Here is a 19,542-nt window from a genome sequence, read left to right as displayed (position 1 = left end):
GGTTCAGCATTCGAAGGCGTTTTTCAGCCATTGAAGCGGTCTGCCTGCATGGTGGCTGCCCTGCAGGGCGACTACGTCGAAGCGGCAGGGGTGGTTGCCCCAGTGGGGCTCCTTCTGCAGGAACAGGCTGGCGGCGAGCACCAACCGTTTCTGCTTGCGCCCGTCGATACTGCCGAGGGCGCCACCGAAGCCCGCGTGCAACCGGTAGCGGACTTCGACGAATACTACTGTATCGGCGTCGAGCATGACCAGATCAAGCTCACCGCCTTTGCATCGCCAGTTGCGCGCCAGCAGGTGCAGGCCCTGCCCTTGAAGGTATTCAAGGGCTTGGGTTTCCGCTGCCTGCCCGGCGCTGGTGGGCGACGCTGCTGCCATCAGCGGGCGGTGTCAGGCAGGCGCTGGACCTGGCCGCCGACGAACTCGGCCCAAGGCAGCTGGCGCTCGACACGCTGGTTGGCGTTCATGCTCAGGCTGCCCGAAAGGCCCAGTACGCGGTTGTCCGGCAGCGCTTTCAGCTGGCCCAGGCGCGGCGCCAGGCTGTAGGCGTCGACGCCCATGGCATACAGGCGGCCCAGGCTGCCGGCGGCTTGCGGCCATTGCTGCACGACCTGCTGGCGCAGGCTGTTGCTGGTATCGAGCAGCCACGGGGTTTCGCAGAAGCGGATACCGTTCATGTCGTTGTACTGGTTGACGTCACCACTGGCGCTGTACAGGTTCGAGGTGGCGTAGACCGGTACGTCACCGGCGTACTGGAAGTTCAGGGTCGGCTTGATCTGCTGGGCCTGTTGCGGGGTCGAGGCGAGGAAGATGAAGTCGATGTCCTGGCGGCGCGACGGCTGCGCGGCGATGCTGCCACCTACCGTGCTCTGCAGGCTCTTGGCGCGGCCTTCGCTCTGGCGCAGCTGGAACAGGTCGGCAATCTGCTGGGCCAGTGCGACCGGCTGGGCGATGCGCTCGGCGGCGAGCAGGGTGCCACCGTTGCCTTCCCAGTCCTGGCGGAAGGCGGCAAGCACGCGGTCGCCCCATTCGCCGCTCGGCACCAGGGCCACGGCGCGGACCATGCCATCGGCGCGGGCGCGGCGGGCCACTTCACGGGCTTCGTCTTCGGCAGCCAGGCCGAACTGGAACAGCTGCGGCGGCGCTTTCTGGCCGGCGTCGGCGTAGTTCAGGGCCAGGGTGGTGATCGGCAGTTGTGGCTTGGCAGCCAGTTGCTTGACCAGCGGTTTTTCCAGTGGGCCGATGACCAGCTGTACGCCTGCGGCCTGGGCCTGGCGATAGAAGTCGTCGAGCGAACCGATGCGCGAGCTGTCGAATACCTGCACGGCTGGCGCCTGCTGGCCGGCTTGCTGGGCCTGGAAGTGCGCAGCCATGAAGCCGTCACGCAGGGCGCGGGCAACACCGGCCAGCGGGCCTTCCTGAGGCAGCAGCAGGGCAATCTTGGTCAGCGGCTGGCTGGCCAGTTCCTTGAGCTTGGTCAGTGCCAGCGGCAGTTGCTGGGCAGCCGGGTGGTCCGGGTGCTGTTTGACCCAGGTGTCGATAGCCGCTTGCTGCTGTTCCAGGGTGCCGGCGCTTTTTACCGCGAAGGCCAGGCTGGTCCAGCCGGCCAGGGTCTGGTCGTTGCCAGGCTGCTGCAGTTGCTCTGCCGGCAGCGAGGCGACCAATGCCCAGATGGCGTCATTGTTGGCGCTGGCGGCCTGGCCGCTGAGCAGCGGGGTCAGCAGCACGCGCTGTTGCGCGGCGGCCAGGGCCTGGCCATCAGCTTCGAGGGCGGCCGCGTGCACGCTGTAGGTGCGCGCTTGCTGTTCTTCCGGCAGTTCGGCGACGCGCTGCAGGCTCGGGTGGGCCAGGGCGGTCAGGGCAGCCTTGGGCTGGTTGCGGCTCATGGCCAGCTCGGCACCGAGGGTGCTGGCGAACACTTGCTGCGCCGGCTTGAGCGTGTCCAGCGGCACCTGCTCGAGGATGCGTGCGGCGAGTGGGAAATCCTTCTGCTTGTAGGCCAGGTCGGCTGCGCTCAGGCGCAGCAGGGCGGCGTCTTCCGCGGACTTGCTGGAAGCAGCCTTCTCGAGCAGTTGCTCGATGCTGGCGTCCGGGGTGCGTGGCAGTTCGCCCAGGCTGGATGAGGGCGAGCTGGCGCAGGCTGCCAGCAAGGCAGCAAGGCAGAGGGCTGTGAACAGCCGCAGGCAAGCGATCATGTAAAGGTCCTGTTACTCGATCAAGGTGGCCGGCAATTGTACCCAAGCGCTGGCCGGGGCGCGATGTTGCCGTGTCGATCCTTCACTATAGGAGGCCTGTCATCGGTCGTCGGCGAAGTTCTTTGCGCCCTGTTGCAGGCGCTCGGGCTACAATGGCGCCTTTGATCCGAACGACAGGTGTGCGCAGTGACTGATGTGGCAGGGGCTTCGAAATCCACCGTGGGGACGCTGTATGTGGTCGCGACTCCCATCGGCAACCTCGACGACATGAGCGCCCGGGCGCTGAAGGTGCTGGCGGACGTGGCCCTGATCGCGGCGGAAGATACCCGTCATTCGATCCGCCTGCTGCAGCACTTCGGCATCGACACGCCGCTGGCGGCCTGCCATGAGCACAACGAGCGTGACGAGGGCGGGCGTTTTCTCACCAAGCTGCTGGCGGGTGAGAATGTGGCGTTGGTCTCCGATGCCGGCACGCCGCTGATTTCCGATCCGGGGTACCACCTGGTGCGCCAGGCGCGGGCTGCGGGTGTGAACGTGGTGCCGGTGCCGGGCGCCTGCGCTCTGATCGCCGCGCTGTCGGCGGCCGGCCTGCCTTCGGACCGCTTCATCTTCGAAGGCTTCCTGCCGGCCAAGGCAGCGGGGCGCCGGGCGCGCCTGGAGCAGGTAAAGGAAGAGCCGCGCACGCTGATCTTCTATGAGGCCCCGCACCGTATCCTGGAATGCCTCGAGGACATGGAGGCGGTGTTCGGTGGCGAGCGCCCGGCGCTTTTGGCGCGCGAGCTGACCAAGACCTTCGAGACCCTCAAGGGCCTGCCCCTGGCCGAGCTGCGCGCGTTCGTTGCCGGCGACAGCAACCAGCAGCGCGGTGAGTGCGTGGTGCTGGTCGGTGGCTGGAGTGCGCCGGAGGGCGAGCAGGCGATCAGTGCCGAGGCGCAGCGGGTGCTCGACCTGCTGCTGGCCGAGTTGCCACTCAAGCGTGCGGCGGCGCTGGCCGCGGAAATTACCGGGGTGCGCAAGAACCTGCTGTATCAACTGGCCCTGGATAAGCAGAAAGCCGAGTAGTGGCAAATTGATATAGATGTCGGTATTGCTTGTTCTCGGGCGCGCGTGCCGTTAATCTTGGCGGCGGAGAGTCGATCGGACAGTCGCTGCCTGCTTTTGTTCCGCAACAGCAGGGGGAGGAAAGTCCGGGCTCCATAGGGCAGAGTGCCAGGTAACGCCTGGGAGGCGCGAGCCTACGGAAAGTGCCACAGAAAATAACCGCCTAAGCACTTCGGTGCCGGTAAGGGTGAAAAGGTGCGGTAAGAGCGCACCGCACGGCTGGCAACAGTTCGTGGCTAGGTAAACCCCACTCGGAGCAAGACCAAATAGGGTTCCATCAGGCGTGGCCCGCGTCGGAACCGGGTAGGTTGCTAGAGGCGTCCAGCGATGGCCGTCGTAGAGGAATGACTGTCCTCGACAAAACCCGGCTTACAGATCGACTCTCCACCTTTCCCTCCCTGCTTTATTCGATAGCAGATGCCCTCTGGTAATACCGAAAAAATCTTACTCTTAATAAATCACTTTAACTTCGAACTCCATTCGCCTGCGTGGGTTTGATTTTTCTCGTGTTTTTTTCTCCTCGGTAGTCCTTCCGCATTCCTTTATTGCGCTAAATCTCGGTCCTGTAAGGCTTTTCCTTCCGAACGTGCCTTGACGGTGCTGCGGGCGGATTCCTATAGTGTGCGCAAGTGGCAGAAAGTGGGATGAAGTGGGTTTTCTGGCACAAAAAAGCTAACATTGTGGGGAATCGCAGCCGTGTTCCGCGGAGCCAACGCCGTCAGCCTCGATGCCAAGGGCCGTCTCGCCATGCCGAGCCGGTACCGTGACGAGCTCGATTCGCGTTGCAATGGTCAACTGATCGTGACCATCGACGCGGTTGACCCCTGCTTGTGTGTTTATCCCCTCGATGAGTGGGAACAGATAGAAGCCAAGTTGCGTGCCTTGCCATCGTTGCGTGAGGAAAACCGCCGCCTGCAGCGTTTGCTGATCGGTAATGCGGTTGACCTGGAGCTCGATGGCAGCGGGCGTTTCCTGGTACCGCCCCGTCTGCGTGAGTACGCCAAGCTCGACAAGAAGGCGATGCTGGTGGGGCAACTGAACAAATTCCAGCTGTGGGATGACGATGCCTGGAACGCGGTTTCGGCAGCCGACCTTGCAGCTATTCAACAACCGGGCGCCATGCCCGACGAATTGCGTGACCTGATCCTGTGACCATAGATAGCGGCTTCAACCACATTACCGTCCTGCTCGACGAAGCTGTCGAGGCATTGGCCTTGCGCGCCGACGGTTGCTATCTGGACGGCACTTTCGGCCGTGGCGGGCACAGCCGGCTGATTCTCAGCAAGCTCGGGCCGCAAGGGCGGTTGCTGGGTTTCGACAAAGATCCACAGGCGATTGCCACGGGGCAAGCGCTGGCGGCCGAAGACGGCCGCTTTGTCATTGTGCAGCGCAGCTTTGCCGAGCTGGGCGCGGAAGTGGCCGAGCGCGGCCTGGATGGCAAGGTCAGTGGCGTATTGCTGGACCTGGGCGTTTCCTCGCCGCAGCTGGATGACCCCGAGCGTGGCTTCAGCTTCCTCAATGATGGCCCGCTGGACATGCGCATGAACCCGGACCAGGGCATCAGCGCCGCCGAGTTCATCGCCACTGCGCCGGTGGAAGAGATCGCCCGCGTATTCAAGGAATACGGCGAGGAGCGCTTTGCCGGGCGCATGGCGCGTGCTGTGGTGGAGCGTCGCGAAAAGCAGCCGTTCACCCGTACCGCCGACCTGGCGGAAGTGCTCAAGGTGGCCAACCCGGCTTGGGAAAAGGGCAAGAACCCGGCTACCCGTGCCTTCCAGGGCCTGCGCATCCATGTCAACAACGAACTGGGCGACCTTGAGACCGGTCTTGAGGCAGCGCTCGAAGCGCTGGAAGTTGGCGGGCGCCTGGCAGTCATCAGTTTCCACTCGCTGGAAGACCGTATCGTCAAGCTGTTCATGCGCAAGCTGGTCAAGGGCGAGGCCGACAACCTGCCACGCAACCTGCCGGTTCAGCACAAGGCCTTCGAGCCGAAAATCAAGCTCATCGGCAAGGCCCAGTTCGCCTCCGAAGCCGAGCTCAAGGCCAACCCGCGGGCGCGCAGCGCCGTGATGCGGGTGGCGGAGAAGCTGCGGTGAGCAGGCTGTTTGCCAAACCCTTGCCAGGCGGAAGCTTCCTGATGCTTCTGCTGTTCGTTGCCGTGCTGATTTCGGCCATCGCCGTGTCCTACAGCGCGCACTGGAACCGTCAGTTGCTCAACACCCTGTACGGCGAGTTGAACGAACGCGACAAGGCCCAGGCCGAGTGGGGCCGGCTGATCCTCGAGCAAAGCACCTGGACCGCCGCCAGCCGCATCGAAAACCTGGCTTCCGAGCAACTGAAGATGCGCGTACCTTCGGCTGACGAAGTACGGATGGTGGCGCCATGATGAAGCTCGAAGGCGCACTCTACCCATGGCGCTTCCGCGTGGTGATCGGCTTGCTGGCGCTGATGGTCGGTGCCATCTGCTGGCGCATCATCGACCTGCAGGTGGTCGACCGTGACTTCCTCAAGGGCCAGGGCGATGCGCGCAGCCTGCGTCACATCCCTATCCCGGCTCACCGCGGCCTGATCACCGACCGTAACGGTGAACCGCTGGCGGTCAGTACCCCGGTCACCACCCTGTGGGCCAACCCCAAGGAAATGCAGGCCTCCAAGGACCGCTGGCCACAGCTGGCGGCAGCGCTGGGGCAGAACCCGCAGCAACTGACCGAGCGCCTGACCCAGCAGGCCAGCAAAGAGTTCATCTATCTGGTCCGCGGCCTTACCCCGGAGCAGGGCCAGCATGTACTCGACCTGAAAGTGCCGGGCGTGTACGGCCTGGAAGAATTCCGCCGCTTCTACCCGGCCGGTGATGTCACCGCGCACATGGTCGGCTTCACCGACCTCGACGACCACGGTCGCGAAGGGGTGGAACTGGCCTATGACGAGTGGCTGGCCGGCGTACCCGGCAAGCGGCAGGTGATCAAGGACCGGCGCGGCCGGCTGATCAAGGACATCCAGGTAACCAAGAACGCCAAGGCCGGGAAGACCTTGGCGTTGTCGATAGACCTGCGCCTGCAGTACCTGGCTACCCGCGAGCTGCGCAACGCCATTGCCGAACAGGACGCCAAGGCCGGCAGCCTGGTGATCATGGACGTCAAGACCGGTGAGGTCCTGGCCATGGTCAACCAGCCGACCTACAACCCCAACAACCGCCGCAGCATGTTCCCGGCCGCCATGCGTAACCGCGCGATCATCGACGTGTTCGAGCCGGGCTCCACGGTCAAGCCGATCTCCATGAGCGCGGCGCTGGAAAGTGGCCGCTGGAAGCCGACCGACAAGGTCGAGGTGTACCCGGGCAGCCTGCAGATCGGCCGCTACACCATCAAGGACGTGTCCAGGAGCGAGGGCCCGATCCTCGACCTGACCGGCATCCTGATCAACTCCAGTAACGTCGGCATGAGCAAGATCGCCTTCGACATCGGCGGCGAGGCCATCTATCGGGTCATGTCCCAGGTCGGCCTGGGCCAGTACACCGGCCTTGGCTTCCCCGGCGAGCGCGTCGGCAACCTGCCCAACCACCGCGAGTGGCGCAAGGCAGAGACCGCGACCCTGTCCTATGGCTATGGCGTGTCGGTCACCGCTCTGCAACTGGTGCATGCCTACGCGGCGCTGGCCAACGACGGCAAGATGGTGCCGCTGTCGATCCTCAAGGTCGACAAGGCCCCGGAAGCCGTGCAGGCCATTCCGAAGGAAACCGCCGAAACCGTCCAGGGCATGCTGCAGCAGGTGATCGAAGCACCGCGCGGCGTGTTCCGCGCCCAGGTGCCGTTCTACCACGTGGCCGGCAAGTCGGGTACCGCGCGTAAAGCCACCGTGGGCTCCAAGGGCTACACCGAAAACGCCTACCGCTCGCTGTTCGCCGGCTTCGGTCCGATGAGCGACCCGCGCTACGCCATCGTCGTGGTCATCGACGAACCAGGCAAGGGCGGCTACTTCGGTGGCCTGGTTTCGGCGCCGGTGTTCAGCAAGGTCATGTCCGGCACCCTGCGCCTGATGAACGTGCCGCCAGACAACCTGCCGCCGCCAGCACCCGTCGAACAATCGCAAGTCAATGCAGCAGCAACCGCCAAGGGAGGGCGTGGATGATGACAATGCCATTGAGCAAGCTTTTCGCTCACGCCAGCCGTGACCCGCTGATCCGTGAACTGACCCTGGACAGCCGCAATGTGCGCCCGGGCGATCTGTTCCTGGCCGTGCCGGGCGCCAAGGTCGATGGCCGCGCGCATATCGCCGATGCCCTGGCGCGTGGCGCTGCTGCCGTTGCCTATGAAGAACAGGGCACGAGCGTTCTGCCACTGACCGACGCGCCGCTCATCCCGGTCAAGGGCCTGATCGCCCAGCTTTCGGATATCGCAGGGCGCTTCTACGGCGAACCGAGCCGCCAGCTGAACCTGGTGGGCGTGACCGGAACCAACGGCAAGACCAGCGTCACCCAGCTGGTGGCCCAGGCGCTGGACTTGCTTGGTCAGCGTTGCGGCCTGATCGGCACCCTGGGTACCGGCTTCTATGGTGAGCTGCAGAGTGGCCGCCTGACCACGCCCGACCCGATCGCCGTGCAGTCGACCCTCAACGATCTCAAGAAAGGTGGCGCCAAGGCCGTGGCCATGGAGGTTTCCTCCCACGCCCTGGAGCAGGGCCGGGTCGCCGCGCTGGAATTCGACATCGCGGTCATGACCAACCTGTCCCGCGACCACCTGGACTACCACGGCAGCATGGAGGCCTACGAGGCCGCCAAGGCCAAGCTGTTCGCCTGGCCGAGCCTGCGCTGCCAGGTGGTCAACCTGGATGACGACTTCGGCCGTCGCCTGGCCGCCGATTTTGCCCGCCGCCCGAGTGTCGACCATATCGAGACCCGGTTGCTCAGCTACAGCCTGGAGAAGCCGGAGGCCTCGCTGTTCTGCCGCGAAGCCGTGTTCAATGACGATGGCGTGCGCGCCACACTGGTCACTGCCCAGGGCGAACGTACCCTGCGCAGCCAGTTGCTGGGGCGCTTCAACCTGAGCAACATGCTCGCCGCCGTGGCGACCCTGTTGGCGCTGGACTATGCGCTGGACGAAATCCTCGAGGTCACCCCGCAGTTGCAGGGGCCGATCGGCCGCATGCAGCGCTTGGGTGGGGGCGACAAGCCGCTGGTGGTGGTCGACTACGCACACACCCCGGACGCCCTGGAGAAAGTGCTCGAAGCCCTGCGCCCGCACGCGCACGGCAAGCTGCTGTGCCTGTTCGGCTGCGGCGGCGACCGAGACCGCGGCAAGCGTCCGCTGATGGCCGAAGTGGCCGAACGCCTGGCAGACCGCGTGCTGGTCACCGACGACAACCCGCGTACTGAAGACCCGCTGCGCATTTTCGATGACATCCGTCCCGGTTTCGCCAGTCCTGCCGAGGTCGAGTTCGTTGCCGGTCGTGGCGAAGCCATCGCACACCTGATCGCCATTGCCGCTGCCGACGATGTGATCGTGCTGGCCGGCAAGGGGCACGAGGATTACCAGGAGATCAATGGCAAGCGCCATGATTTCTCCGATTTGACCGAGGCCGAAAAGGCACTTGCAGCCTGGGAGGCTCCACATGCTTAAGCCGATGTCACTCAGCCAGCTGACCACAGCACTGAGTGGTCAACAAATCGGTGCCGACGCCACCTTCACCGGCGTCAGCATCGACAGCCGCAGTGTTGGCGCCGGGCAACTGTTCGTCGCCCTGGCCGGCCCGCGCTTCGATGGCCACGACTACCTGGCCGATGTGAAGGCCAAGGGCGCTGTCGCGGCCCTGGTCGAGCGTGAAGTAGCCGATGTCGATCTGCCGCAGCTGCTGGTCGCCGATTGCCGCCTGGCCCTCGGCCAGCTTGGCGCGCTGAACCGTGCTGCCTTCGACAAGCCGGTGGTGGCCATCACTGGTTCCAGCGGCAAGACCACGGTCAAGGAGATGCTCGCCAGCATCCTGCGCACCCGTGGCTTGGTGCACGCCACCCGCGGCAACCTGAACAACGACCTCGGCGCGCCGCTGACCCTGCTGGAGATCGCCCCCGAGCACAGTGCCGCGGTGATCGAACTGGGCGCCTCGCGCATTGGCGAGATCCGCTACACCGTCGGCCTGACCCAGCCCCAGGTGGTCATCATCAACAACGCCGGTACCGCCCACGTTGGCGAGTTCGGCGGCCCGGAAAAGATCGTCGAAGCCAAGGGCGAGATCCTCGAAGGCCTGGGCGAGGGCGGTATCGCCATCCTCAACCTGGACGACAAGGCCTTTGATATCTGGAAGGCACGCGCCGGCTCGCACAAGGTCTTCAGCTTCGCCCGCAGCAATGCAAAGGCCGATTTCCATGCCACGGACATCGGTCGTGATGCCCGTGGTTGCCCGTCGTTCAAGCTGCACGGCGCTGGTGACGTGGTAGACGTGCAACTCAATGTGCTTGGTGAGCACAACGTCAGCAACGCCCTGGCCGCCGCCGCCGCTGCCCATGCCGTTGGTCTGAGCCTGAGCGGCATCGCCGCCGGCCTGGCTGCCGTGCAGCCGGTCAAGGGCCGTACCGTGGCGCAGATCGCGCCGAACGGCGTGCGCGTGATCGACGACAGTTACAACGCAAATCCCACCTCCATGTGCGCGGCCATTGATATACTCGCCGGCTTTTCCGGACGCACCGTCCTGGTGCTTGGAGATATCGGCGAACTGGGGCAATGGGCGGAAGAAGGCCACCGTCAGGTGGGTGACTACGCGCGTGGCAAGGTCGACGCCCTGTACGCAGTGGGTTCCAACATGACACACGCGGTCAAGGCGTTCGGCGCCAATGGCCGCCATTTCGCTACTCAAGCTGAGTTGATCGACGCGGTTGGCGCCGAGAATGCCAGCGACACCACTATCTTGATCAAGGGCTCGCGCAGCGCTGCGATGGAAAACGTCGTGGCGGCATTGTGCGGTGCCAGCGGGGAGAAACATTAATGCTGCTGCTGTTGGCCGAGTATCTGCAACAGTTCCACAAAGGCTTCGCGGTCTTCCAGTACCTGTCCCTGCGCGGGATTCTGGGTGTGCTGACCGCGTTGTCCCTGGCGCTGTGGCTGGGGCCGTGGATGATCCGTACCCTGCAAATCCGCCAGATCGGCCAGGCCGTGCGTAACGACGGCCCGCAATCGCACCTGTCCAAGTCCGGCACCCCGACCATGGGTGGGGCGCTGATCCTGTCCGCCATCGCCGTCAGCACCCTGCTGTGGGCCGACCTGACCAACCGCTACGTGTGGGTGGTGCTGATCGTTACCCTGGCATTCGGTGCCATCGGCTGGGTCGATGACTACCGCAAGGTGATCGAAAAGAACTCGCGTGGCCTGCCAAGCCGCTGGAAGTACTTCTGGCAGTCGGTGTTCGGCCTGGCTGCAGCCATCTTCCTGTACAAGACCGCGCCGACCAGCGTCGAAACCACGCTGATCCTGCCGTTCATCAAGGATGTCACCATTCCGCTGGGCATCGGCTTCGTCGTGCTGACCTACTTCGTCATTGTCGGTTCGAGCAACGCGGTCAACCTCACCGACGGCCTCGACGGCCTGGCGATCATGCCGACGGTGATGGTCGGCGGTGCCCTGGGCATCTTCTGCTACCTGTCGGGCAACGTGAAGTTCGCCGAATACCTGCTGATCCCCTACGTGCCGGGCTCGGGCGAGCTGATCGTGTTCTGCGGCGCGCTGATCGGTGCCGGCCTGGGCTTCCTGTGGTTCAACACCTACCCGGCGCAGGTATTCATGGGTGACGTCGGCGCGCTGGCGCTGGGCGCCGCGCTGGGCACCATCGCCGTGATCGTCCGCCAGGAAATCGTGCTGTTCATCATGGGCGGCGTGTTCGTCATGGAAACCCTGTCGGTGGTGATCCAGGTTGCCTCCTTCAAGCTGACCGGCAAGCGCGTGTTCCGCATGGCGCCGATCCACCACCACTTTGAACTCAAGGGCTGGCCAGAGCCACGGGTGATCGTCCGCTTCTGGATCATCACCGTGATCCTGGTGCTGGTCGGCCTTGCAACCCTGAAACTGAGGTAGATGAGCGTGTCCCTGATCGCTTCCGACCAATTCCGCATCGTTGTCGGCCTCGGCAAGAGCGGCATGTCCCTGGTTCGCTTCCTGGCGAGCCGGGGCATTGCCTTTGCGGTCGCCGACACCCGCGAGCAACCGCCGGAACTGGACACCCTGCGCCGTGATTACCCGCAGGTGGAAGTGCGCTGTGGTGAACTGGACGTGGACTTCCTGTGCCGCTCCAACGAGCTGTACGTCAGCCCCGGCCTGGCCCTGGCCACCCCGGCCCTGCAGCAGGCGGCCGCGCGTGGCGTGAAGCTGTCCGGTGACATCGAACTGTTCGCCCGCCACGCCAAGGCCCCGATCATTGCCATCAGCGGCTCCAACGCCAAGAGCACCGTCACCACCCTGGTCGGCGAAATGGCCGCCAAGGCGGGCAAGCGCGTGGCGGTGGGCGGCAACCTCGGTACCCCGGCGCTGGACCTGCTGGCCGATGACGTCGAGCTGTACGTGCTGGAACTGTCCAGCTTCCAGCTGGAAACCACCGACCAGCTCAACGCCGAAGTGGCCACCGTGCTGAACATCAGCGAAGACCACATGGACCGCTACAGCGGCCTGCCGGCCTACCACCTGGCCAAGCACCGGATCTTCCGTGGTGCCCGCCAGGTCGTGGTCAACCGCCAGGACGCCCTGAGCCGGCCGCTGCCGGTGGAAGGCCGCCCATGCTGGACCTTCGGCCTGAACCAGCCGGACTTCAAGGCCTTCGGCCTGCGCGAAGTGGACGGCGAGAAATACCTGGCGTTCGAGTTCCAGGCGCTGATGCCGGCGCGTGAGCTGAAGATTCGTGGCGCCCACAACCAGAGCAACGCCCTGGCGGCACTGGCCCTGGGGCATGCTGCCGGCCTGCCGTTCGAACCGATGCTCGAGGCACTGCGCGAGTTCGGCGGCCTGGCCCACCGTTGCCAGTGGGTGCGCGAGCGCAATGGCGTTAACTGGTACGACGATTCCAAGGCCACCAACGTCGGTGCTGCCCTGGCCGCCATCGAAGGCCTGGGTGCCGACATCGAAGGCAAGCTGGTGCTGATCGCCGGTGGCGATGGCAAGGGCGCCGACTTCGCCGCGCTGCGCGAGCCGGTCAAACGCTTCTGCCGTGCCGTGGTACTGCTTGGCCGTGATGCAGAGCGGCTGGCCGAAGCCCTGGGCGATGGCGTGCAACTGGTCCGCGTGAAGACCCTCGACGACGCCGTGCAGCAATGCGCCGAACTGGCCCAGGCGGGTGATGCCGTGCTGCTGTCGCCGGCGTGCGCCAGCCTCGACATGTTCAAGAACTTCGAAGAACGCGGGCGCCTGTTCGCCCAGGCAGCGGGAGGCCTTGCATGATCTTCGGCATCCTCAAGCCCTATCCGTCGCCGCTGATCAGCGGCCGTGGCATCGACCTGGACTTCGCGATGCTCGCCGGCTGCCTTGCATTGCTGGGCCTGGGCCTGGTGATGATCACCTCGGCGTCCTCGGAAGTGGCTGCGGTGCAGTCGGGCAACCCGCTTTACCACATGTTCCGCCACCTGGTGTACGTGTTCCTCGGCCTGGTCGCCTGTGGCGCCACCATGCTGGTACCGATCGCCACCTGGCAGCGCATGGGCTTCCTGATGCTGCTGGGTGCCTTCGGCCTGCTGGTACTGGTGCTGGTGCCGGGTATCGGCCGCGAAGTGAACGGCTCCATGCGCTGGATCGGCTTCAGCTTCTTCAACGTGCAGCCTTCGGAAATTGCCAAGGTATTCGTGGTCGTCTACCTGGCCGGCTACCTGGTGCGCCGGCAGACCGAGGTACGCGAAACCTGGATGGGCTTCTTCAAGCCGTTCATCGTGCTGCTGCCCATGGCTGCCCTGCTGCTGATGGAGCCGGACTTCGGTGCCACCGTGGTGATGATGGGCGCGGCGGCGGCCATGCTGTTCCTCGGCGGGGTGGGGCTGTTCCGCTTCAGCCTGATGGTGGTGTTGGCGGTGGTCGCAGTGTTCGTCCTGGTACAGGCGCAGCCTTACCGGATGGCGCGCCTGATTACCTTTACCGACCCGTGGTCCGACCAGTTCGGCTCGGGCTACCAGCTGACCCAGGCGCTGATTGCCTTCGGCCGTGGCGAGTGGCTGGGCGTTGGCCTGGGCAACAGCGTGCAAAAGCAGTTCTACCTGCCTGAAGCGCACACCGACTTCGTGTTCTCGGTACTGGCCGAAGAGCTCGGCGTGGTCGGCTCGCTGCTGACTATCGCGCTGTTCGTATTCGTGACTGTACGTGCCCTGTATATCGGCCTGTGGGCGGAAAAAGCCAAGCAGTTCTTTGCCGCTTATGTTGCCTTCGGCCTGGCCTTCCTGTGGATCGGCCAGTTCCTGATCAACATCGGTGTGAACGTCGGCCTGCTGCCGACCAAGGGCCTGACCCTGCCGTTCCTCAGCTACGGGGGCAGTTCGCTGGTGATCTGCTGTGCCTGTGTGGGCCTGTTGCTGCGTATCGAGTGGGAAAGCCGCACGCACCTGGGCAGTGAGGAACACGAATTCAGCGAAAGCGATTTTGCCGAGGAGACCAATCATGGCCGCTGACGGCAAGAACGTACTGATCATGGCGGGCGGCACCGGGGGCCACGTGTTCCCGGCCCTGGCCTGCGCCCGTGAATTCCAGGCGCGCGGCTACAGCGTGCACTGGCTGGGCACCCCGCGCGGTATCGAGAACGAACTGGTGCCCCAGGCCGGCCTGCCGCTGCACCTGATCCAGGTCAGTGGCCTGCGCGGCAAGAGCAAGCTGTCGTTGCTCAAGGCACCGTTCACCCTGGTCAAGGCCGTGCTGCAGGCGCGGCGTATCGTGCGTGAGCTCAAGCCGGTATGCGTGGTCGGCTTCGGTGGTTATGTGACCGGCCCCGGCGGCGTGGCTGCACGCCTGTGCGGCGTACCGCTGGTGATCCACGAGCAGAATGCCCGCGCCGGTACCACCAACCGCCTGCTGCTGCCGCTGGCTGCGCGTGTTTGCGAAGCCTTCCCGGCCACCTTCGCCGCCAGCGACAAACTGCGCACCACCGGCAACCCGGTGCGCCCGGAACTGTTCATGGACGCCCTGCGCGCGCCCCTGGCCGAGCGCCGTGCGCGCCTGCTGGTGATGGGCGGCAGCCTGGGTGCGGAACCATTGAACAAATTGTTGCCTAAGGCCCTGTCCGAAGTGCCCGCTGCACTGCGGCCAGAGGTATTCCACCAGGCCGGCAAGCAACACGCGCCGGCCACCGCCGAGCGTTATCACGAGGCGGGCGTCGAGGCTCAGGTAGAGCCCTTCATCAAGGACATGGCCCAAGCCTATGGCTGGGCCGACATTGTGGTGTGCCGGGCCGGCGCCCTGACCGTCAGCGAGCTGGCGGCAGCGGGCCTGCCTTCGATGCTGGTTCCATTGCCCCACGCGATCGACGACCACCAGACCCACAACGCCCAATATCTGGCCCGGGAAGGCGCTGCCTTCCTGATGCCACAAGCGACAACTGGCGCAGCGCAGCTCGCTGAACGCCTGAACGAGGTGCTGATGCAACCCGAGAAACTCAACGTCATGGCAGGCACCGCACGGCGCCTGGCCAAACCTGCCGCAACCAGCACCGTGGTCGATATCTGCCTGGAGGTGGCCCATGGTTGAGAGCCAGAAAGCCATGCCCCAGCCGAAGATGGGCCGTATCCGCCGTATCCACTTCGTCGGTATCGGCGGCGTGGGCATGTGCGGCATTGCCGAAGTGTTGCTGAACCTGGGCTATGAAGTGTCCGGTTCCGACCTGAAGGCCTCGCCGGTTACCGAACGCCTGGAATCGTTCGGCGCCGAGATCTTCGTCGGCCACCGCGCCGAGAACGCCGCCACCGCCGATGTGCTGGTGGTGTCCAGCGCCATCAACCCGGCCAACCCGGAAGTCGCCACCGCCCTCGAGCGGCGCATTCCGGTGGTGCCGCGTGCCGAGATGCTCGCCGAGCTGATGCGCTATCGCCATGGCGTGGCCGTTGCCGGCACCCACGGCAAGACCACCACTACCAGCTTGCTGGCCTCGGTGTTCGCCGCTGGCGGCCTGGACCCGACCTTCGTCATCGGTGGCCGCCTGACCGCGGCCGGCACCAATGCCCAGCTGGGTACCAGCCGCTACCTGATTGCCGAAGCGGACGAGAGCGATGCCAGCTTCCTGCACCTGCAGCCAATGGTTGCCGTGGTCACCAACATCGACGCCGACCACATGGCGACCTACGAAGGTGACTTCAACAAACTGAAGAAAACCTTCGTCGAGTTCCTGCACAACCTGCCGTTCTACGGCCTGGCCGTGATGTGCCTGGACGACCCGGTAGTGCGCGAGATCCTGCCACAGGTCAAGCGCCCGACCGTGACCTATGGCTTCAGCGACGAGGCCGACATCCGCGCCATCAACGTGCGCCAGATGGGCATGCAGACCCACTTCACCGTGCTGCGCCGCGACCGCGAGCCGCTGGAGGTGTCGGTGAACATGCCCGGCAACCACAACGTGCTCAACGCCTTGGCCACCATCGCCATCGCCACCGACGAAGGCATCACCGACGAAGCCATCGTCCAGGGCCTGTCCGGCTTCCAGGGTGTCGGCCGCCGCTTCCAGGTGTACGGCGAACTGCCGGTCGAAGGCGGCAGCGTGATGCTGGTCGACGATTACGGCCACCACCCGACCGAAGTGGCTGCGGTGATCCAGGCCGTGCGCGGCGGTTGGCCAAGCCGTCGCCTGGTGATCGTCTACCAGCCGCACCGCTACAGCCGTACCCGCGACCTGTACGACGATTTCGTCCAGGTGCTGGGCGATGCCAACGTGCTGCTGCTGATGGAGGTCTACCCGGCCGGCGAAGAGCCGATCCCCGGCGCCGACAGCCGCCAGCTGTGCCACAGCATCCGCCAGCGCGGCAAGCTGGACCCGATCTACATCGAGCGTGGCGTCGACCTGGCGCCGCTGGTCAAGCCACTGCTGCGCGCTGGCGACATCCTGATCTGCCAGGGTGCCGGTGATGTCGGCGGCCTGGCCCCTCAATTGATGAAAAGCCCGCTGTTCGCTGGCGCCAAGCAGGAGAAGTCGAAATGACCAGCGCCTACGACAAGCTGCACTCGACCCTGGACGTCAAGGCGTTCGGCCGCGTCGCGGTGCTGTACGGCGGCAAGAGCGCCGAGCGCGAAGTGTCGCTCAAGTCCGGCGCCGCAGTGATCGACGCGCTGACCACCGCCGGTGTCGACGTGGTCGCCATCGATGTGGGTGACGACCTGCTCGACCGCCTGCAAAGCGAGAAGATCGACCGCGCCTTCATCATCCTCCACGGTCGTGGCGGTGAAGACGGCAGCATGCAAGGCCTGCTCGAGTGCCTGGGCATCCCCTACACCGGTAGTGGCATCCTTGCCTCGGCACTGGCCATGGACAAGCTGCGCACCAAGCAGGTGTGGCAGAGCCTGGGTATTCCGACCCCGCGCCACGCGGTGCTGGCGAGCGAAAGCGATTGTTTGAAGGCCAGCACGGAACTGGGCTTCCCGCTTATCGTCAAACCCGCCCATGAAGGTTCCAGCATCGGCATGGCCAAGGTGAACAGCGCCCAGGAACTGGTCGCCGCCTGGCAGGATGCCGCCCGATACGATTCCCAGGTACTGGTGGAGCAGTGGATCCACGGGCCGGAGTTCACCGTTGCGGTATTGCGCGGCCAGGTGCTGCCGCCGATCGCCCTGGGTACGCCGCACGTGTTCTACGACTACGACGCCAAGTACATCGCCAACGATACCCAGTACCGCATTCCGTGCGGCCTGGAAAGCGTCAAGGAACAGGAACTGATCGACCTGACCGCACGTGCCTGCGATGCCATCGGCATCGAAGGCTGGGGGCGGCTGGACGTGATGCAGGACGAGCAGGGCCGGTTCTGGCTGCTCGAAGTCAACACCGCACCCGGCATGACCGACCATAGCCTGGTGCCCATGGCGGCCCGCGCGGCCGGCCTGGACTTCCAGCAACTGGTGCTGGCGATCCTGGCCGAAAGCGTGGCGACGCGAGGTTAACAACCATGCAAGGCGCGATGATACGTCAGCAGCAACCCGTTACCGGCCGTAGCAAGCCGGTGCCGCGTGGTGCCAGCCGGCTGGTGGCCGACGAGCCCGTATCGGCGCGCCTGCCGCGGCCAAGCCTGGGTGGTCTCAAGCGCCTGCTGTGGCCGGTGCTGCTTGTGGCGGCCGGTTTTGGCGCCTACGAGGGCGCCATTCGCCTGATGCCGTACGCCGACCGGCCGATCACCAAGATCGACGTGCAGGGCGACCTCAGCTACATCAGCCAGCAGTCGGTGCAGCAGCGTATCGCGCCCTACGTGGCAGCGAGCTTCTTCAGTGTCGACCTGCCGGCGATGCGCGCAGAGCTCGAGCAGATGCCGTGGATCGCCCACGCCGAAGTGCGCCGGGTGTGGCCCGACGAGGTGGTGATCCGCCTGGAGGAACAGTTGCCGGTGGCGCGCTGGGGTGACGAAGCCTTGCTCAACAACCAGGGCCAGGCCTTCACCCCGCGCGAACTGGCCAACTACGAACACCTGCCGCAGCTGGCCGGGCCGCAGCGTGCTCAGCAACAAGTGATGCAGCAGTATCAGGTATTGAGCCAGATGCTGCGCCCCCTGGGCTTTTCCATCGCTCGCCTGGAGCTGCGCGAGCGAGGCAGCTGGTTCCTGACCACGGGCGCGAGCAGCGCCGGGCCGGGCATCGAGCTGCTGCTGGGGCGCGACCATCTGGTGGAGAAGATGCGCCGTTTCATTGCCATTTACGACAAGACACTCAAAGACCAGATCAGCACTATCGCCCGCATTGATCTGCGTTATTCCAACGGACTTGCCGTTGGTTGGCGGGAACCGATTGCACCGACGACGGCCCAACCCGCCGTTGCGAAGAATTAGAGAGAGGCAGGACCATGGCAAACGCGCATAGCGGCAAAATGATCGTCGGGCTGGACATCGGCACCTCCAAGGTGGTGGCGCTGGTGGGTGAAGTGGGCGAGGACGGCACCCTGGAAATCGTAGGGATCGGTACCCATCCGTCCCGCGGCCTGAAAAAAGGCGTGGTGGTGAACATCGAGTCCACCGTGCAGTCGATCCAGCGCGCCGTGGAAGAAGCGCAGCTGATGGCCGGCTGCCGCATCCACTCGGCCTTCGTCGGCGTGGCCGGCAACCACATCCGCAGCCTGAACTCCCACGGCATCGTCGCCATCCGCGACCGCGAGGTCAGCCTGGCCGACCTGGAGCGCGTACTCGACGCCGCCCAGGCCGTTGCCATCCCGGCTGACCAGCGCGTGCTGCACACCCTGCCGCAGGACTACGTGATCGACAACCAGGAAGGCGTGCGCGAGCCGCTGGGCATGTCTGGCGTACGTCTGGAAGCCAAGGTCCACGTGGTCACCTGCGCGGTCAACGCGGCGCAGAACATCGAAAAATGCGTACGCCGCTGCGGCCTGGAAATCGACGACATCATCCTCGAGCAGTTGGCCTCGGCCTACTCGGTGCTGACCGACGATGAAAAAGAGCTGGGCGTGTGCCTGGTGGACATCGGTGGTGGCACCACCGACATCGCCATCTTCACCGAGGGCGCGATCCGTCACACTGCGGTGATCCCGATTGCCGGCGACCAGGTGACCAACGACATCGCCATGGCCCTGCGTACCCCGACCCAGTACGCCGAAGAAATCAAGATCCGCTACGCCTGCGCCCTGGCCAAACTGGCTGGCGCTGGCGAGACCATCAAGGTGCCAAGCGTGGGTGATCGCCCACCGCGCGAGCTGTCGCGCCAGGCCCTGGCCGAGGTGGTGGAGCCACGTTACGACGAGCTCTTCACCCTGATCCAGGCCGAACTGCGCCGCAGCGGCTACGAGGACCTGGTGCCGGCCGGCATCGTCCTCACCGGCGGCACCGCGAAGATGGAAGGCGCCGTGGAACTGGCCGAGGAAATCTTCCACATGCCGGTACGCCTGGGCGTGCCGCACAGCGTTCGGGGGCTTAGCGACGTGGTTCGCAACCCGATCTATTCCACCGGCGTGGGCTTGCTCACCTACGGCCTGCAGAAGCAGACCGAAGACCTGCCCCTGACCGGTAACAGCAGCAACAACAGCTATGGCGATGAACCGAAGGCTCCAGTGCTTGAACGCTTCAAACGCTGGGTCCAGGGCAATTTCTAAGTTTCAAAGCAGTAGTGGT

General features: G+C 64.9%; 17 protein-coding genes and 1 other RNA gene. 16 read left to right on the top strand and 2 right to left on the bottom strand.

Annotated elements, in window-relative coordinates; all coding sequences use genetic code 11:
- Positions 1 to 3: 3 nt before the first annotated feature.
- Positions 4 to 375 carry a YraN family protein gene (locus ABNP31_RS21690; protein WP_085664411.1) on the bottom strand — a complete coding sequence of 124 codons (372 nt, stop codon included), beginning with the start codon at positions 373 to 375 and terminating at the stop codon, positions 4 to 6.
- On the bottom strand, positions 375 to 2,192 hold the full coding sequence (locus ABNP31_RS21685) for a penicillin-binding protein activator (protein WP_350012748.1): 1,818 nt from the start codon (positions 2,190 to 2,192) through the stop codon (positions 375 to 377). Before ABNP31_RS21685 ends, ABNP31_RS21690 begins: the two co-directional genes overlap by 1 nt.
- 267 nt (positions 2,193 to 2,459) lie before the next feature.
- On the opposite strand from ABNP31_RS21685, the gene rsmI reads away from it, so the two are divergent.
- From rsmI to ftsA, 16 genes are all read left to right on the top strand, one after another.
- Complete coding sequence (gene rsmI / locus ABNP31_RS21680; RefSeq protein ID WP_350013429.1) at positions 2,460 to 3,254, top strand: 16S rRNA (cytidine(1402)-2'-O)-methyltransferase; 795 nt, start codon at positions 2,460 to 2,462, stop codon at positions 3,252 to 3,254.
- Between the two features lie 67 nt (positions 3,255 to 3,321).
- An RNA gene (gene rnpB, locus ABNP31_RS21675) (RNase P RNA component class A) lies at positions 3,322 to 3,681 on the top strand.
- Positions 3,682 to 3,989: 308 nt separating this feature from the next.
- Positions 3,990 to 4,445 carry a division/cell wall cluster transcriptional repressor MraZ gene (gene mraZ / locus ABNP31_RS21670; RefSeq protein ID WP_350012747.1) on the top strand — a complete coding sequence of 152 codons (456 nt, stop codon included), beginning with the start codon at positions 3,990 to 3,992 and terminating at the stop codon, positions 4,443 to 4,445.
- Positions 4,442 to 5,389: a 16S rRNA (cytosine(1402)-N(4))-methyltransferase RsmH gene (rsmH, locus tag ABNP31_RS21665; protein ID WP_025340553.1), complete on the top strand. Its 948-nt coding sequence runs from the start codon at positions 4,442 to 4,444 to the stop codon at positions 5,387 to 5,389. The genes mraZ and rsmH overlap by 4 nt, the downstream gene beginning before the upstream one ends.
- On the top strand, positions 5,386 to 5,679 hold the full coding sequence (ftsL, locus tag ABNP31_RS21660; RefSeq protein ID WP_025340552.1) for a cell division protein FtsL: 294 nt from the start codon (positions 5,386 to 5,388) through the stop codon (positions 5,677 to 5,679). The genes rsmH and ftsL overlap by 4 nt, the downstream gene beginning before the upstream one ends.
- Complete coding sequence (locus tag ABNP31_RS21655) at positions 5,679 to 7,421, top strand: peptidoglycan D,D-transpeptidase FtsI family protein (RefSeq protein ID WP_162276789.1); 1,743 nt, start codon at positions 5,679 to 5,681, stop codon at positions 7,419 to 7,421. The genes ftsL and ABNP31_RS21655 overlap by 1 nt, the downstream gene beginning before the upstream one ends.
- Positions 7,421 to 8,908: a UDP-N-acetylmuramoyl-L-alanyl-D-glutamate--2,6-diaminopimelate ligase gene (locus tag ABNP31_RS21650; RefSeq protein ID WP_350013428.1), complete on the top strand. Its 1,488-nt coding sequence runs from the start codon at positions 7,421 to 7,423 to the stop codon at positions 8,906 to 8,908. The genes ABNP31_RS21655 and ABNP31_RS21650 overlap by 1 nt, the downstream gene beginning before the upstream one ends.
- The gene (locus ABNP31_RS21645) at positions 8,901 to 10,268 is read left to right on the top strand and encodes a UDP-N-acetylmuramoyl-tripeptide--D-alanyl-D-alanine ligase (RefSeq protein WP_350012746.1); all 1,368 of its coding nucleotides are present in this window, start codon (positions 8,901 to 8,903) and stop codon (positions 10,266 to 10,268) included. The genes ABNP31_RS21650 and ABNP31_RS21645 overlap by 8 nt, the downstream gene beginning before the upstream one ends.
- Positions 10,268 to 11,350: a phospho-N-acetylmuramoyl-pentapeptide-transferase gene (mraY, locus tag ABNP31_RS21640; protein WP_025340548.1), complete on the top strand. Its 1,083-nt coding sequence runs from the start codon at positions 10,268 to 10,270 to the stop codon at positions 11,348 to 11,350. The genes ABNP31_RS21645 and mraY overlap by 1 nt, the downstream gene beginning before the upstream one ends.
- A 6-nt stretch (positions 11,351 to 11,356) precedes the next feature.
- Entirely contained in the window at positions 11,357 to 12,703 is a 1,347-nt protein-coding gene (gene murD / locus ABNP31_RS21635) for a UDP-N-acetylmuramoyl-L-alanine--D-glutamate ligase (RefSeq protein WP_350012745.1), read from the top strand.
- Entirely contained in the window at positions 12,700 to 13,914 is a 1,215-nt protein-coding gene (ftsW, locus tag ABNP31_RS21630) for a putative lipid II flippase FtsW (RefSeq protein WP_075046263.1), read from the top strand. Before murD ends, ftsW begins: the two co-directional genes overlap by 4 nt.
- Entirely contained in the window at positions 13,904 to 14,983 is a 1,080-nt protein-coding gene (murG, locus tag ABNP31_RS21625; RefSeq protein WP_075046262.1) for an undecaprenyldiphospho-muramoylpentapeptide beta-N-acetylglucosaminyltransferase, read from the top strand. The genes ftsW and murG overlap by 11 nt, the downstream gene beginning before the upstream one ends.
- On the top strand, positions 14,976 to 16,424 hold the full coding sequence (murC, locus tag ABNP31_RS21620) for a UDP-N-acetylmuramate--L-alanine ligase (RefSeq protein WP_013974110.1): 1,449 nt from the start codon (positions 14,976 to 14,978) through the stop codon (positions 16,422 to 16,424). The genes murG and murC overlap by 8 nt, the downstream gene beginning before the upstream one ends.
- A complete protein-coding gene (locus ABNP31_RS21615; RefSeq protein ID WP_350012744.1) occupies positions 16,421 to 17,377 on the top strand; it encodes a D-alanine--D-alanine ligase in 957 nt (318 codons plus the stop codon). The genes murC and ABNP31_RS21615 overlap by 4 nt, the downstream gene beginning before the upstream one ends.
- Before the next feature lie 5 nt (positions 17,378 to 17,382).
- The gene (locus ABNP31_RS21610; RefSeq protein ID WP_025340544.1) at positions 17,383 to 18,252 is read left to right on the top strand and encodes a cell division protein FtsQ/DivIB; all 870 of its coding nucleotides are present in this window, start codon (positions 17,383 to 17,385) and stop codon (positions 18,250 to 18,252) included.
- A 14-nt stretch (positions 18,253 to 18,266) separates the two neighbouring features.
- Positions 18,267 to 19,523, top strand: coding sequence for a cell division protein FtsA (gene ftsA, locus ABNP31_RS21605; RefSeq protein ID WP_015271706.1), 1,257 nt, complete (start codon positions 18,267 to 18,269; stop codon positions 19,521 to 19,523).
- The last annotated feature ends 19 nt before the right edge of the window (positions 19,524 to 19,542 follow it).

Source organism: Pseudomonas asiatica, from assembly GCF_040214835.1.
GTDB lineage: Bacteria > Pseudomonadota > Gammaproteobacteria > Pseudomonadales > Pseudomonadaceae > Aquipseudomonas > Aquipseudomonas putida_Z.
This window is presented reverse-complemented; position numbering and strand designations above follow the sequence as displayed.